Below are 415 nucleotides of genomic sequence, written 5' to 3' on the forward strand. Positions count from 1 at the left end.
ATTCTGTTCTTTGGTCTGGTGGTGGTGTTCACCATGCTCTCGGCAATGAGTTTTGACCCGCGCCTGATTTGGGAAAACCGAAAATCCGAGGAGATCATGGATGGAGTCGCAAGCCACTGAGGAACAGCCGGTCCCCGGCCATGCCAGTATCAAGACTCGTCGCTGGAGTTTTTCGCTGGTATGGATCGTGCCGATCGTCGCGGTGCTGGTCGGGGCGTCCCTGGTGGTGCACAACATACTGCAACAAGGGCCAACCATCATTATCAACTTCAAGACTGGCGAAGGTCTCATCGCCAACAAGACCGAGGTCAAGTACCGAAACGTGGTGATCGGCCATGTCTCCGACGTTGAATTGAGCGACGATCAGAAGAGCGTCAACGCCACGGTAAAACTCGTCAAACAGGCGGAATCCTTC

2 protein-coding genes are annotated in these 415 nt (G+C 54.5%); both read left to right on the forward strand.

All coding sequences use genetic code 11. From position 1 onward, the window contains the following. Positions 1–120 (forward strand): paraquat-inducible protein A (locus tag AC1DH9_RS31060; protein ID WP_477809578.1); only part of this gene is annotated, 120 nt, incomplete at its 5' end. Next, positions 101–415, forward strand: a 315-nt coding sequence (locus AC1DH9_RS31065; RefSeq protein ID WP_477809577.1) for an MlaD family protein, incomplete at its 3' end; no start/stop codon positions are given. The genes AC1DH9_RS31060 and AC1DH9_RS31065, both read left to right, overlap by 20 nt.

This window comes from Pseudomonas sp. 05T35 (assembly GCF_056396605.1).